Here is a 14,103-nt window from a genome sequence, read left to right as displayed (position 1 = left end):
CGGGGCTGACCACCATATGACCAGTGGGTAAGGTCGGTGCCGTGCCGAAGCCGCTCAGTCTCCCGTTCGACCCCATCGCCCGCGCCGACGAACTCTGGCAGCAGCGCTGGGGTCCGGTCCCCTCGATGGGGGCGATCACCTCGATCATGCGTGCGCAGCAGATCCTGCTTGCCGAGGTCGACGCGGTCGTCAAACCGTACGGGCTGACGTTCGCGAGGTACGAGGCGCTGGTGCTGCTGACCTTCTCGAAGGCGGGCGAGCTGCCGATGTCCAAGATCGGCGAGCGGCTGATGGTCCACCCCACCTCCGTGACGAACACGGTGGACCGCCTGGTCAGGTCCGGTCTGGTCGGCAAGCGTCCCAACCCGAACGACGGCCGCGGCACGCTTGCCTCCATCACGGACAAGGGCCGCGAGGTGGTCGAGGCGGCCACCCGGGACCTGATGGACATGGAGTTCGGCCTCGGGGCGTACGACGCCGAGGAGTGCGCGGAGATCTTCGCCATGCTGCGCCCCCTGCGGATCGCGGCCAGGGACTTCGAGGAGCGCTGAGATCCCGGGCGCGACACCCGGCCCGCTGCAAGATCGCCCCGGGCGCCCGGTTACGCTCGATGCCATGAAACGCAGTGTGCTGACCCGGTACCGGGTGATGGCCTATGTCACCGCCGTCATGTTGCTGGTGCTCTGCACCTGCATGGTGTTCAAGTACGGATTCGACACGGGTGAGGGCCTGACGCTCGTCGTCTCCCAGATCCACGGCGTGCTGTACATCATCTACCTGATCTTCGCCTTCGACCTGGGCTCCAAGGCGAAGTGGCCGATGGGCAAGCTCCTGTGGGTGCTGATCTCCGGCACCATCCCGACCGCCGCGTTCTTCGTCGAGCGCAAGGTCGTCCGGGATGTCGAGCCGCTGATCGCGGACGCCTCCGCGGTGACCGTCAAAGCCTGACCCGAACCGCCCCGCGCAAAGCGCCGGGCGGTTTGCCGTCGACATTTACTAGGACGTCCTAGTAAATTGGTTTCCATGGACGCTGACGCGATCGAGGAAGGCCGCCGACGCTGGCAGGCCCGTTACGACAAGGCCCGCAAGCGTGACGCGGACTTCACCACGCTCTCCGGGGACCCGGTCGAGCCCGTGTACGGGCCCCGCCCCGGGGACGCGTACGAGGGGTTCGAGCGGATCGGCTGGCCGGGTGAGTACCCCTTCACCCGGGGCCTCTACCCGACCGGCTACCGCGGCCGCACCTGGACCATCCGCCAGTTCGCCGGCTTCGGCAACGCCGAGCAGACCAACGAGCGGTACAAGATGATCCTCGCCGCGGGCGGCGGCGGGCTGAGTGTGGCCTTCGACATGCCGACGCTGATGGGCCGCGACTCCGACGACCCGCGCTCGCTCGGCGAGGTCGGTCACTGCGGTGTCGCCATCGACTCCGCCGCCGACATGGAGGTCCTCTTCAAGGACATCCCGCTCGGCGACGTCACGACGTCCATGACGATCAGCGGCCCCGCCGTCCCGGTCTTCTGCATGTACCTGGTCGCCGCCGAACGCCAGGGCGTCGACCCGGGCGTGCTCAACGGCACGCTCCAGACCGACATCTTCAAGGAGTACATCGCGCAGAAGGAGTGGCTCTTCCAGCCCGAGCCCCATCTGCGCCTCATCGGCGACCTGATGGAGCACTGCGCCGCCGCCATCCCCGCGTACAAGCCGCTGTCCGTCTCCGGCTACCACATCCGCGAGGCCGGGGCGACGGCCGCGCAGGAGCTCGCTTACACCCTCGCCGACGGCTTCGGCTATGTGGAGCTCGGCCTCTCCCGCGGGCTCGACGTCGACACCTTCGCCCCCGGTCTCTCCTTCTTCTTCGACGCGCACCTCGACTTCTTCGAGGAGATCGCCAAGTTCCGCGCCGCCCGCCGGATCTGGGCCCGCTGGATGAAGGAGGTGTACGGGGCCAGGACCGACAAGGCGCAGTGGCTCCGTTTCCACACCCAGACCGCCGGGGTCTCCCTCACCGCCCAGCAGCCGTACAACAACGTCGTACGGACCGCGGTCGAGGCCCTGTCCGCCGTCCTCGGCGGCACCAACTCGCTGCACACCAACGCCCTCGACGAGACCCTCGCGCTCCCCTCCGAGCAGGCCGCCGAGATCGCGCTGCGCACCCAGCAGGTGCTGATGGAGGAGACCGGTGTCGCCAACGTGGCGGACCCGCTGGGCGGCTCCTGGTACGTCGAGCAGCTCACCGACCGGATCGAGGCCGACGCCGAGAAGATCTTCGACCAGATCAAGGAGCGCGGCACCCGGGCGCACCCGGACGGACAGCACCCCATCGGGCCGATGACCTCCGGCATCCTGCGCGGGATCGAGGACGGCTGGTTCACCGGCGAGATCGCCGAGTCGGCCTTCCAGTACCAGCAGTCGCTGGAGAAGGGCGACAAGCGGGTCGTGGGCGTCAATGTCCACCACGGCTCGGTCACCGGCGACCTGGAGATCCTGCGGGTCAGCCACGAGGTCGAGCGCGAGCAGGTCCGTGAGCTCGGCGGCCGCAAGGCGGCCCGCGACGACGCCCGCGTCCGCGCCTCGCTGGACGCGATGCTGGCCGCCGCCCGCGACGGCTCGAACATGATCGGGCCGATGCTCGACGCGGTACGGGCCGAGGCGACGCTCGGTGAGATCTGCGGGGTCCTGCGGGACGAGTGGGGCACGTACACGGAGCCGCCGGGCTTCTGACGGTCCGGCCGGGCTACGCGTCGACCGCGGCGCCCAGCCCCGCGAGCAGCAGAACGGTGAAGCGCCGGGCCCAGTCCTCGTCGACGGGCTCGGCGCTCACCAGTGTCCGGTGCACCACCGCGCCGGCGATCACATCGAAGATCAGGTCGGCGGTCCTGGCGGCCGCAGCCTCGTCCGGATCCACGGGCAACTCACCGCGCTGCTGGGCCCGTTGCCGCCCCAGCAGTACGAGCCGCTTCTGCCGGTCCACGATCGAGTCGCGGATCCGGGCCCGCAGCGCCTCATCGCGGGTCGACTCTGCGACCACGGCCATCAGCGCGGTCCTGGTCTCCGGGCGCGCCAGCAGCGCGGCGAACTGCAGCACCACGCCCTGCACATCGGCCGACAGGCTGCCCAGATCCGGCAGCTCCAGCTCGTCGAAGAGGACGGCCACGGCGTCCACGACCAGTTCGTTCTTGCCGGCCCAGCGGCGATAGAGGGTCGTCTTGGCGACCCCGGCCCGGACGGCCACGTCCCCCATCGTCAGTTTCGACCAGCCGAGGTCGACGAGAGAGGCCCGGCAGGCCTCCAGGATCGCCTCATCGGCCGCTGCGTTGCGTGGTCGTCCCGTTCGAGCGGGTTTGGGGTGGCCGTGGCTCAGCATCCCGTGACCATACCCGCCAGTAGCCAGAACCGGCCGATCCGGTGCGCCGTGAGACAGATCACCGGACACTCTTGTGCGCGAGGGGTGCGGGACAGTTACGCTACGGGTCGTAGCGTAAGGACGGCGGCAGCGTCGTCGCTGCGCCACCAGCGAACGACAGCCACATGCGCCGGGTGGGGACCCGGCAGGGGAAACGGGCCTTTCGGGGCCCTCGGACCGTGGATGTCCGCGCGTCCCGCACACCGGCGGCGACCACGGACGGATGCGGTTCCCGGATCGCTTTCCACAACGGTGTGCCGAGGGGGGAGGATGTACGTATGCAGCCTAGGAACATGTCCATGAGCGGCGTCGTCGACCTCGCCGCGTTGAAGGCGGCCGGTGAGGCCAAGGCGAAGGCGGAGCAGGCCCGCGCCGAGAGCGCCCGGCAGGGTGGCGGCGGTGCGGTGCCCCCGTCCTCCCTGGTGATCGATGTCGATGAGGCGGGCTTCGAGCGCGATGTCCTCCAGCGCTCCGCCGAGGTTCCCGTCGTCATCGACTTCTGGGCCGAGTGGTGCGAGCCGTGCAAGCAGCTGGGGCCGCTCCTGGAGCGTCTGGCCCGGGACTACAACGGCCGTTTCGTGCTGGCCAAGGTCGATGTCGACGCCAACCAGATGCTGATGCAGCAGTTCGGTATCCAGGGCATCCCGGCGGTCTTCGCCGTCGTCGCCGGGCAGGCCCTCCCGCTCTTCCAGGGCGCGGCTCCCGAGGCCCAGATCCGGCAGACCCTGGACCAGCTGATCCAGGTCGGCGAGGAGCGCTTCGGGCTCACCGGGATCACGGTCGACGCGGACGCCGCCGGTCCGGAGGAGGCCCCGCAGGGGCCGGCCGAGGCCCCTGCGGGGCCGTACGACGCACTGCTCGAAGCGGCCGTCCGGGCGCTGGACGCCAATGACTTCGGCGGCGCCGTGCAGGCGTACAAGAACGTCCTCTCCGACGACCCGGCCAACACCGAGGCGAAGTTGGGTCTCGCCCAGGCCGAACTGCTCTCCCGCGTGCGGGACATGGACCCGCAGAAGGTCCGCGAGGACGCCGCCGAGAAGCCGGCCGATGTCGCGGCGCAGATCGCCGCCGCGGACCTGGATCTGGTCGGCGGTCATGTCGAGGACGCCTTCGGGCGGCTCGTCGAGACCGTTCGCCGCAATTTCGGCGAGGACCGGGACATGGCGCGGTTGCGTCTGCTCGAACTGTTCGAGGTGATCGGCTCGGACGACCCGCGGGTCGTCGCCGCCCGCACGGCCCTGGCCCGGGTCTTGTTCTGATGTGACAACGCGGTCGTGGTGCCCCGGTGGGCGCCACGGCCGTTTTCGCGTCCGGGCGACAAATGATGCCCGTGCTTTACCAAATCTTGATAAAAGCTCGAACTGTTACTCGCAGTAAATCGAGCGTGGGGATCTGTCCGCTTAAGGACTCTGATTATCCCTTTTCTCCTTGTGGCGCGAGCCACCCTGTGTGGCCGGATGGTGCCACCGGGTTGTGCATCGGTTATCGGGCCGTTACTAGTCAGTAACGAACCCCCTTGTGTCGCGGGCGCGAATGGACCACGATCGGCCACGCTCGGTCCAATGACGCCAGCCCGACGGCCAGTCGGCGCGGTGGCCGAATTGGGTCCCCACCGAGTGGGTCGGCGGCAGTGACGCCGATCGCGGACAGGGGGGTTCCTGCTGACCGGCAGGGCCTGTCCGAACAGGTTGCGCGAACGCGTGGCCGGTGGTTGTCGCTCGGGGGTGATCGCCAGTGATTCGGACGCGGCTCATGCCTCCGGTCCCGGCGCTCTCCTTTCCGAGGACGTAGCACTTCTCCCATCCCAGGACGGGCCCAGGGCCCGGACCGGAGATGTACGTCCGAGAAGGAGGAAAATTATGAGTTCCCAGGTTCGTGGCGGCACCAGATGGAAGCGCTTCGCTCTGGTCATGGTGCCGAGCGTCGTCGCGACCGCCGCGGTGGGTGTCGGTCTCGCGCAGGGCGCCCTCGCGGCGTCGTTCAGCGTGTCCGGCCAGAGCTTCAAGGTGCACGCGGACAAGCTCGTCGGCCATGACTTCGTCCAGTACGGCAGCGTTGCCACCGGCACCAGCCCCGATGCCCCGGGCGGGGCGCACGCCGTGGCCGTGTCCGGCTTCAGCGACGCCACGATCACCAACATGTGCCAGTCGGTGGTCACTCCCAACCTTCCGTTCGGCCTCGGCACTGTCACGCTGCAGCTGAACGCGGGTACGGACCCGAAGAAGCCGGTCAAGGCGACCAATCTGTACCTGGACGTCGCCGAGCTCGACGCCGATGCGTACTTCGAGAACATCGACATCGGTGTAGCGGCCGGTTCCGTCGGCAAGCCCGGCATCCAGTCCGGCACCGAGAAGGCCGTCAACCCGAACGGCTTCGCGCAGCGCGCCCAGACGGCCGTGCTGACCGACGTGAAGCAGAAGGCGTGGGCGACCACCGCGGGCACCTTCAAGCTCAGCAACCTGAGCCTGCGGCTGCACAGCGGCACCAAGGAGTGCTACTAGCACTCGCCCGGGTGGCCGGAGCACCCTCTGAGGGTCTCCGGCCACCCACCCCTACTCTTCTCACAGCAGTACCGGTTCCAGGGAGCTGTTTTCCATGAGCCCCGAGTCCACAGGGCAGAACGAGCACTACCTCCGCGTCTTCTGGCGGGGATTCCGCACCTGGCGGGGTAACCGGCCATTCTGGGCGGGCCTGTTCACGATGGTGGGTGGTCTACCCATCGCGTACTTCCCGTACGCCAACATGCACCTCGGCAACGTCACGCTTGCGATGTCCACGACGGCCGGCGCGGGATCGCTGATCATCGGGATCCTGCTGATCACGCTGGGCCTCACCATGTGGTTCCACCACATCGTGAGAGTGTTCGCCGGAGTCGCCGCGATCCTGCTGGCGCTGATTTCCATACCGGTCGCCAACATCGGCGGATTCGTGATCGGCTTCGTGCTCTCCCTGCTCGGTGGAGCGCTCTCCATCGCCTGGGCCCCGGGCGAGCCGAAGGCGGCCGCGGCAGATGCCGGCGTCCAGGGCGAGGCGTTCAAGGACGCCGGTGCCGGTATGCAGGAGCCCCAGCCCGAGTTCCAGGGTGTGGCATCCGTCCCCCAGCAGCCGGAGCAGTACGACACGACAGCCGAGGTCGACGGCGGGAGGCATCGTGCGGAATGACGAGACGCAGCTGAACTCGGCCGGTGAGTACCTCCCGACGAGAAGCGGACCGCGTCACGCGGCCCCCAGGAAGTCGCTGCTGACGAAGCTGCACATACCCGCGGGCAAGGCGTTCGCTCTCGCCGCGATGCCGACGGCCGTCTTCGTCGGCATGGGGCTCACCCCCAAGCTCGCGCTCGCCGACGACGCGACGGACATCCCCTTCGCGCCCGGCCCCTGTGTGACCCGCTCCGACGAGCCGAGCGAGTCGCCGGATCCGTCGGCGTCGGCCTCGGCGACGAAGACCCCGTCCCCGTCGGACACCGCCACGACCGGTGCCGGCGGCAGCGACGCGGGCCAGGGCAGCACGGCGACCCCGAAGCCTTCCGCGACCCCGTCGTCGGGCAGCGCGCCCGCTGCGGCGCCGAGCGCCTCCCCGTCGCCCGCGGCGACGGAGAACCCGCTGGACCCGCTGGGCGTCGGCGACGTGCTCAAGGGCCTTCTGGGCGGACCGGCGCAGGAGACGGCCAGTCCGTCCCCGAGCGCCACCACCGCGGCCCCGAAGTCGTCGGAGACCAAGGCCGGTGCGGCCGAGAACCCCGTCGACACGGTCACGGGCACCGTGAAGGACACGGCGGACAAGACCGCGGACGCCATACGCGACGCGGCCGGCAAGGCGGGCACGAAGGTCGAGGAGCTCGACGAGAGCGTCAAGGGTCTCGACCCGCTGAAGGACGAGGACATCCCGGACGGCGCCAAGGAGCGCTTCCCGTGTCCCACCGCCGACCCCCAGGCCCTGGCGGCGGCCGAGCTGGAGCAGGGCATCCCCCTGCTGCCGAGCAAGCCGTGGACCCTGGAGAGTTCGCTGCTGACCCTGAAGGGACTCGACTACAAGGGCATCGTCGAGGTGCGGACGAGTGACGGCGCCATCAAGAAGGTGCTCAAGTTCACCGCCACGTCCCTCGACATCAAGGATCTGCACCAGATGACGGAGGGGCCCAACGGCACCACCGGTCATGTGCAGGCGGAGAAGGGCTCCACGTCCACCATCCGCAACGGCACGGTGACGATGTACACGGAGGAGCTGAAGGGCAACCTCTTCGGCCTCATCCCGATCACGTTCAGCCCCCAGACCCCGCCGCCGGTGAACGTCCCGTTCGCGTTCTTCACCAACGTGAAGGTCACCCAGGCCGGCCAGTTCGGCGGCTCGCTGAAGGTGCCCGGGCTGCACAACTACTTCACCGGCGGAAACTAGCCGCAACGACCCGTCCGGGAGCCGCACAAGGACTGTGGCCCGCACCCCTTGCCGAAGGGGATGCGGGCCACAGTCGTGTGCCGGCCGGGGCGGCCGCGTCAGGCGCGGTCGGTGCCGCCCACGTGGTGCACCCGGACCATGTTGGTGGTGCCGGGGACGCCGGGGGGCGAACCGGCCGTGATGACCATCGTGTCGCCGGCGTTGTAGCGGCTCAGCTTCAGCAGCTCCGCGTCGACCAGGTCCACCATGGCGTCGGTGTTGTCCACGTGCGGCACGACGTGGGCCTCGACGCCCCAGCTCAGCGCGAGCTGGTTACGGGTGGACTCGTCGGTGGTGAAGGCCAGGATCGGCTGTGCGGCACGGTAGCGGGAGAGCCGGCGCGCGGTGTCGCCCGACTTGGTGAAGGCGACCAGCGCCTTGCCGTTCAGGAAGTCCGCGATCTCGCAGGCCGCGCGGGCCACCGAACCGCCCTGGGTGCGGGGCTTCTTGCCCGGAACCAGCGGCTGCAGGCCCTTGGAGAGCAGCTCCTCCTCGGCGGCGACGACGATCTTCGACATCGTCTTGACCGTCTCGATCGGGTACGCGCCCACGCTGGACTCGGCGGACAGCATGACCGCGTCCGCGCCGTCCAGGATCGCGTTGGCGACGTCGGACGCCTCGGCGCGGGTCGGCCGCGAGTTGGTGATCATCGACTCCATCATCTGGGTCGCCACGATCACCGGCTTGGCGTTCCGCCGGCAGAGCTCCACCAGGCGCTTCTGCACCATCGGGACCCTCTCCAGCGGGTATTCGACGGCCAGGTCGCCACGGGCGACCATCACACCGTCGAACGCCATGACGACGCCCTCCATGTGCTCGACGGCCTGCGGCTTCTCCACCTTGGCGATGACGGGGACCCGGCGGCCCTCCTCGTCCATCACCTTGTGGACGTCCTTGACGTCGTCGGCGTCCCGCACGAAGGAGAGCGCGACCATGTCGCAGCCCATCCGCAGGGCGAACCGGAGGTCCTCCACGTCCTTCCCGGACAGGGCCGGGACGTTCACCGCCGCGCCGGGCAGATTGATGCCCTTGTGGTCGGAGATGACACCGCCCTCGATGACGATGCTCCTGACCCGGGGGCCCTCGACCGAGACGACCTTCAGCTCGACGTTGCCGTCGTTGATCAGGATCGGGTCGCCCTTGGCGACGTCGCCGGGCAGGCCCTTGTAGGTCGTGCCGCAGATCGACTTGTCACCGGGGACGTCCTCGGTGGTGATGGTGAACTCGTCCCCGCGGACGAGCTCGACGGGGCCCTCGGCGAACTTCGCCAGGCGGATCTTCGGGCCCTGGAGGTCGGCGAGCACGCCCACCGCCCGCCCGGTCTCGGCGGCCGCCTTGCGGACGCGGTCGTAACGGCCCTGGTGTTCCTCGTGGGAGCCGTGGCTGAAGTTGAAACGGGCCACGCTCATGCCGGCCTCGATCAGAGCGACGAGCTGCTCATGGGAGTCGACGGCGGGACCGAGGGTACAGACGATTTTGGAACGGCGCATGAGGCGGATCCTATCGGTTTGTTTCGCTGCGGAATATTCCGTCTGGTGGAAGATACAAAGGGGCGCGGGGGTGCTCAGTTGTCGACCTGTCCGAGCTGCCCGGCGGAGCCGGCTGGACCGGCCTGTTCCGCCTGTCCGATCAGCGCGAAGGTCTGCTCGGCGATCTCCAGCTCCTCGTCCGTCGGCACCACGGCGACCGCGACCCGCGCGTAGTCGGGCGAGATCAGCCGCGGTCGTCCGGACCGTGCGGCGTTGAGACCGGCGTCCACCGCCAGGCCGAACTCCTCGAGACCGGCGATCGCAGCCTCCCGTACGGGCGCCGAGTTCTCCCCGACCCCCGCCGTGAAAGCCACCGCATCCACCCGCCCGAGGACCGCCGAATAGGCGCCGATGTACTTCTTCAGCCGGTGCACATATATGTCGAACGCCCGCGCCGCCCGTTCGTCGCCCTCGTCGATCCGGCGCCGGATCTCCCGCATGTCGTTGTCCCCGCAGAGGCCGACCAGACCGCTCCTCTTGTTGAGCAGGTCGTCGATCTCCTCGGCAGACATCCCCGCCACCCGCTTCAGATGGAAGGTGACCGCCGGGTCGATGTCCCCGGACCGGGTCCCCATCACCAGCCCCTCCAGCGGGGTCAGCCCCATCGACGTCTCCACGCACCGGCCGCCCGCCACCGCCGAGGCCGAGGCGCCGTTGCCCAGGTGCAGCACGATGACATTGACCTCCTCGGGGGTACGTCCGAGAAGCTCGGCGGTCTTGCGGGAGACGTACGCGTGCGAGGTGCCGTGGAAGCCGTAACGGCGGATCCGGTACGCGTCGGCGGTCTCCACGTCGATCGCGTACCGCGCCGCGTACTCCGGCATCGTCGTGTGGAACGCGGTGTCGAAGACGGCGACCTGCGGCAGGTCGGGGCGCAGGGCCTGTGCGGTACGGATGCCGGTGATGTTCGCCGGGTTGTGCAGCGGAGCCAACGGGACGAGCTGTTCGATCTCCGTCAGTACCTCGTCGGTGATGACGGTGGGCTCGGTGAACCGCAGACCGCCGTGCACCACACGGTGGCCGATCGCCGCCAGCTGCGGTGAGTCCAGGCCGAGCCCGTCGGCGGCCAGCTCCTCGGCCGCCGCCTTCAGCGCCGCCGCATGGTCCGCGATCCTGCCGGTGCGCTCGCGCGGCTCGGCGCCGCCGCCGGTCAGCAGGGTGTGCACCAGACGGGAGGTGTCCTCGCCGATCCGCTCGACCAGGCCGACCGCGAGCCGGGAGCGGTCGTTCATGTCGAGGAGCTGGTACTTCACCGAGGAGGAGCCGGAGTTGAGGACGAGTACGCGACGGGCCTGCACGGCGGCGGAACCTTTCTTCGTAGGGGTGTTCGTGGGTGTCGTGGCCATGGGACTCAGTCCCGGCCCTGCGCCTGGATCGCCGTGATGGCCACGGTATTGACGATGTCCTGGACGAGCGCACCGCGCGACAGGTCGTTGACCGGCTTGCGCAGCCCCTGGAGCACCGGTCCGACGGCCACGGCGCCCGCCGAGCGCTGCACGGCCTTGTACGTGTTGTTGCCGGTGTTCAGGTCCGGGAAGATCAGCACGGTCGCCTGCCCCGCCACCTCCGAACCCGGCAGCTTGGTCGCGGCCACGCTCGGCTCGACCGCCGCGTCGTACTGGATCGGACCCTCGATCCTGAGGTCGGGCCTGCTCTCGCGCACCCGGTCCGTCGCCTGGCGCACCTTGTCGACGTCGGCCCCCGTGCCGGAGGTGCCCGTCGAGTAGGAGAGCATCGCGATCCTCGGCTCCACACCGAAGCGGGCGGCCGTCGCGGCGGACTGCACGGCGATGTCCGCGAGCTGCTCCGCGTCCGGGTCCGGGTTGACCGCGCAGTCGCCGTACACCAGAACCTTGTCGGCGAGGCACATGAAGAAGACCGACGAGACGATCGACGCGTCCGCCCTGGTCTTGATGATCTCGAACGCCGGGCGGATCGTCGCCGCCGTGGAGTGCACGGCCCCGGAGACCATGCCGTCGGCCAGGCCCTCCTGCACCATCAGCGTGCCGAAGTAGTTCACGTCCGCGACGACGTCGTACGCCAGCTCCACCGTCACCCCGCGGTGCGCGCGCAGCTGTGCGTACCGCTCCGCGAACACCTGGCGCAGCTCGGAGGTCTGCGGATCGATCAGCTGGGTGCCGGCGAGATCGATGCCGAGGTCGGCGGCCTTCTTGCGGATGACGTCCGGGTCGCCGAGGAGGGTGAGCTCACAGACATCGCGGCGCATCAGCACATCGGCGGCGCGCAGCACCCGCTCCTCGGTGCCCTCGGGCAGCACCACCCGGCGCCGGTCCGAGCGGGCCTGCTCCAGCAGCTCGTGCTCGAACATCATCGGTGTGACGCGGCCGCTTCGGGCCACCGAGATCCTGTCCAGCAGGGCGGCGGTGTCCACGTGGCGCTCGAAGAGACCGAGCGCGGTCTCCGCCTTGCGGGGCGTCGCCGCGTTCAACTTGCCCTCCAGCGCGAAGAGCTCGCCGGCCGTGGGGAAGGAGCCGCCGGCCACCGAGACGACCGGGGTGCCCGGCGCGAGCCGTGCGGCCAGCTTGAGTATCTCCTCGCCGGGGCGCTCGTTCAGCGTCAGCAGCACACCGGCGATGGGCGGCGTGCCGGCGCTGTGCGCGGCCAGCGAGCCGACCACCAGATCCGCCCGGTCCCCCGGCGTGACCACGAGGGCGCCCGGCGTCAGCGCCTTCAGCAGATTCGGCAGCATCGCTCCACCGAAGACGAAGTCCAGCGCGTCCCTCGCCAGCCCCGCGTCGTCACCGAGCAGCACCGTGCCGCCGAGGCTCGCGGTGATCTGGGCGACGGTCGGTGCGGAGAGCGCCGGATCGTCCGGCAGCACCGAACAGGGCACGGGCAGGCGCGCCGCCAGCCGCCCGGCGATCGCCTCGCGGTCCTCGGCCGCCACCCGGTTCACCACCATCGACAGGACGTCGCAGCCCAGCCCCGCGTACGCCCGGTAGGCGTTGTGCGTCTCGGCCCGTACGGACTCGGCGTCCTGGCCCTTGCCGCCGACCACCACGATCACCGAGGCGCCGAACTCATTGGCCAGCCGGGCGTTGAGCGCCAGCTCGTCGGGGAGCTGGGTGGCGGCGTAGTCGGTGCCGAGCACCAGCACCACCTCGTACTTCCGGGCCACCTGGTGGAAGCGGTCGACGAGCCGCGAGACCAGTTCGTCGGTGCCCTTCTCCGCCTGCAGTGCGGACGCCTCCGCATAGTCGAGGCCGTAGACCGACGCCGGGTCCTGGGTGAGCCGGTAGCGGGCCCGCAGCAGCTCGAAGAGCCGGTCGGGGCTGTCATGGACCAGCGGACGGAACACCCCGACCCGGTCCACCTGACGTGTCAGGAGCTCCATGACCCCCAGATCGACGACCTGGCGCCCGTCTCCTCGGTCGATCCCCGTCACGTACACGCTGCGCGTCACGCGTGCTCTCCTGTCGTCCTGGCCGGATGGGGTATCGCCCTTTTTCGACGATACCCGCGGGGTTGGACCCGCCGCCCGCCGGGCGAAAGCCCTTGTCCCAGGGTGCTGAACCGTCCTGCTGCGGCCAGGTGCCGCGCCCCCGGAGCAGCGGAAAGCGCCAGGCCCAGACCTGACGTGGGACAATCACAGTGGCTCACGCTCCGGGGGATCCGGCAGGCACCCCCCGGCATGCACGGGACCTAGCGAGCAGGAGATACAGCACGATGCGCATCGGAGTTCTGACCGCCGGCGGCGACTGCCCTGGGCTGAACGCAGTGATCCGGTCGGTCGTGCACCGCGCCGTGGTGGGTCACGGCGACGAAGTCATCGGGTTCGAGGACGGCTTCAAGGGACTCCTCGACGGTCACTTCCGTCCCCTCGACCTCAACGCGGTCAGCGGCATCCTCGCGCGCGGCGGCACCATCCTCGGCTCGGCCCGGCTGGAGCGCGACCGGCTCCGCGAGGCCGCCGAGAACTGTGACGCGCTGAGCCGCCGTTACGGCATCGACGTACTGATCCCGATCGGCGGCGAGGGCACCCTCACCGCGGCCCGGATGCTGTCGGACGCCGGGATGCCCGTCGTCGGCGTGCCGAAGACCATCGACAACGACATCTCGTCGACCGACCGCACCTTCGGCTTCGACACGGCGGTGGGCGTCGCCACCGAGGCCATAGACCGACTCAAGACGACGGCCGAATCGCACCAGCGGGTCATGGTCGTCGAGGTGATGGGCCGGCACGCGGGCTGGATCGCGCTGGAGTCCGGCATGGCGGGCGGTGCGCACGGCATCTGTCTGCCGGAGCGGCCGTTCCAGGTCGACCACCTGGTCAAGATGATCGAGGAACGCTTCGCACGCGGCAAGAAGTTCGCGGTCATCTGCGTCGCGGAAGGTGCGCACCCGGCAGAGGGCTCGATGCCGTACGCCAAGGGCGAGATCGACCAGTACGGACACGAGCGCTTCCAGGGCATCGGCAACCGGCTCGCGGTCGAGCTGGAGACCCGCCTCGGCAAGGAAGCCAGGCCGGTCATTCTCGGCCACGTCCAGCGCGGCGGCACGCCGACCGCGTACGACAGGGTGCTCGCGACCCGCTTCGGCTGGCACGCGGTCGAGGCGGCGCACCGGGGTGACTTCGGCCGGATGACGGCGCTGCGCGGCAACGACATCGCGATGGTGCCGCTGGCGGATGCGATCACGCAGCTGAAGACGGTGCCGAAGGACCGGATGTACGAGGCGGAGTCGGTGTTCTGACCGGCGGCTGCGAGCTTCTT

General features: G+C 69.6%; 12 protein-coding genes. 8 read left to right on the top strand and 4 right to left on the bottom strand.

All coding sequences use genetic code 11. The features are described from left to right. Positions 1-41: 41 nt before the first annotated feature. The 3 genes from OG878_RS13450 (at position 42) to OG878_RS13440 (ending at position 2,724) form a co-directional block, all read left to right on the top strand. Positions 42-551 (top strand): MarR family winged helix-turn-helix transcriptional regulator, encoded by a 510-nt coding sequence (locus tag OG878_RS13450; RefSeq protein ID WP_328887019.1) that lies wholly within the window; start codon positions 42-44, stop codon positions 549-551. 64 nt (positions 552-615) lie between these two features. Continuing rightward, positions 616-948 carry a DUF3817 domain-containing protein gene (locus OG878_RS13445; protein WP_328887018.1) on the top strand — a complete coding sequence of 111 codons (333 nt, stop codon included), beginning with the start codon at positions 616-618 and terminating at the stop codon, positions 946-948. A 75-nt stretch (positions 949-1,023) separates the two neighbouring features. Then, positions 1,024-2,724 carry an acyl-CoA mutase large subunit family protein gene (locus tag OG878_RS13440; RefSeq protein ID WP_328887017.1) on the top strand — a complete coding sequence of 567 codons (1,701 nt, stop codon included), beginning with the start codon at positions 1,024-1,026 and terminating at the stop codon, positions 2,722-2,724. 13 nt (positions 2,725-2,737) lie between these two features. On the opposite strand, the gene OG878_RS13435 is transcribed toward OG878_RS13440, so the two are convergent. Further along, positions 2,738-3,367 carry a TetR/AcrR family transcriptional regulator gene (locus tag OG878_RS13435; protein WP_328887016.1) on the bottom strand — a complete coding sequence of 210 codons (630 nt, stop codon included), beginning with the start codon at positions 3,365-3,367 and terminating at the stop codon, positions 2,738-2,740. Positions 3,368-3,684: 317 nt separating this feature from the next. On the opposite strand from OG878_RS13435, the gene OG878_RS13430 reads away from it, so the two are divergent. From OG878_RS13430 to OG878_RS13415, 4 genes are all read left to right on the top strand, one after another. Continuing rightward, a complete protein-coding gene (locus OG878_RS13430) occupies positions 3,685-4,665 on the top strand; it encodes a tetratricopeptide repeat protein (RefSeq protein ID WP_328887015.1) in 981 nt (326 codons plus the stop codon). 600 nt (positions 4,666-5,265) lie between these two features. Continuing rightward, positions 5,266-5,907 (top strand): DUF6230 family protein, encoded by a 642-nt coding sequence (locus OG878_RS13425; protein ID WP_328887014.1) that lies wholly within the window; start codon positions 5,266-5,268, stop codon positions 5,905-5,907. Positions 5,908-6,001: 94 nt separating this feature from the next. Then, entirely contained in the window at positions 6,002-6,568 is a 567-nt protein-coding gene (locus OG878_RS13420; protein ID WP_328887013.1) for a DUF6114 domain-containing protein, read from the top strand. After that, entirely contained in the window at positions 6,558-7,802 is a 1,245-nt protein-coding gene (locus OG878_RS13415; RefSeq protein ID WP_328887012.1) for a hypothetical protein, read from the top strand. Before OG878_RS13420 ends, OG878_RS13415 begins: the two co-directional genes overlap by 11 nt. 98 nt (positions 7,803-7,900) lie before the next feature. Here the strand turns inward: OG878_RS13415 and pyk are convergent, their stop codons facing one another. From pyk to pta, 3 genes are all read right to left on the bottom strand, one after another. After that, positions 7,901-9,331, bottom strand: a complete 1,431-nt coding sequence (gene pyk / locus OG878_RS13410) for a pyruvate kinase (RefSeq protein WP_328887011.1) — start codon at positions 9,329-9,331, stop codon at positions 7,901-7,903. A 74-nt stretch (positions 9,332-9,405) separates the two neighbouring features. Continuing rightward, the gene (locus OG878_RS13405) at positions 9,406-10,716 is read right to left on the bottom strand and encodes an acetate kinase (RefSeq protein WP_328887010.1); all 1,311 of its coding nucleotides are present in this window, start codon (positions 10,714-10,716) and stop codon (positions 9,406-9,408) included. A 5-nt stretch (positions 10,717-10,721) separates the two neighbouring features. Then, a complete protein-coding gene (pta, locus tag OG878_RS13400; protein WP_328887009.1) occupies positions 10,722-12,794 on the bottom strand; it encodes a phosphate acetyltransferase in 2,073 nt (690 codons plus the stop codon). Positions 12,795-13,057: 263 nt separating this feature from the next. Between pta and OG878_RS13395 the strand changes: the two genes are divergently transcribed. Next, positions 13,058-14,083, top strand: coding sequence for an ATP-dependent 6-phosphofructokinase (locus OG878_RS13395; protein WP_328887008.1), 1,026 nt, complete (start codon positions 13,058-13,060; stop codon positions 14,081-14,083). Positions 14,084-14,103: the final 20 nt, after the last annotated feature.

This window comes from Streptomyces sp. NBC_00316, from assembly GCF_036158715.1.
Classification (GTDB): Bacteria; Actinomycetota; Actinomycetes; order Streptomycetales; family Streptomycetaceae; genus Streptomyces.
The sequence above is the reverse complement of the archived record's forward strand: the minus strand, read 5'-3'. Positions and strand labels throughout refer to the sequence as shown.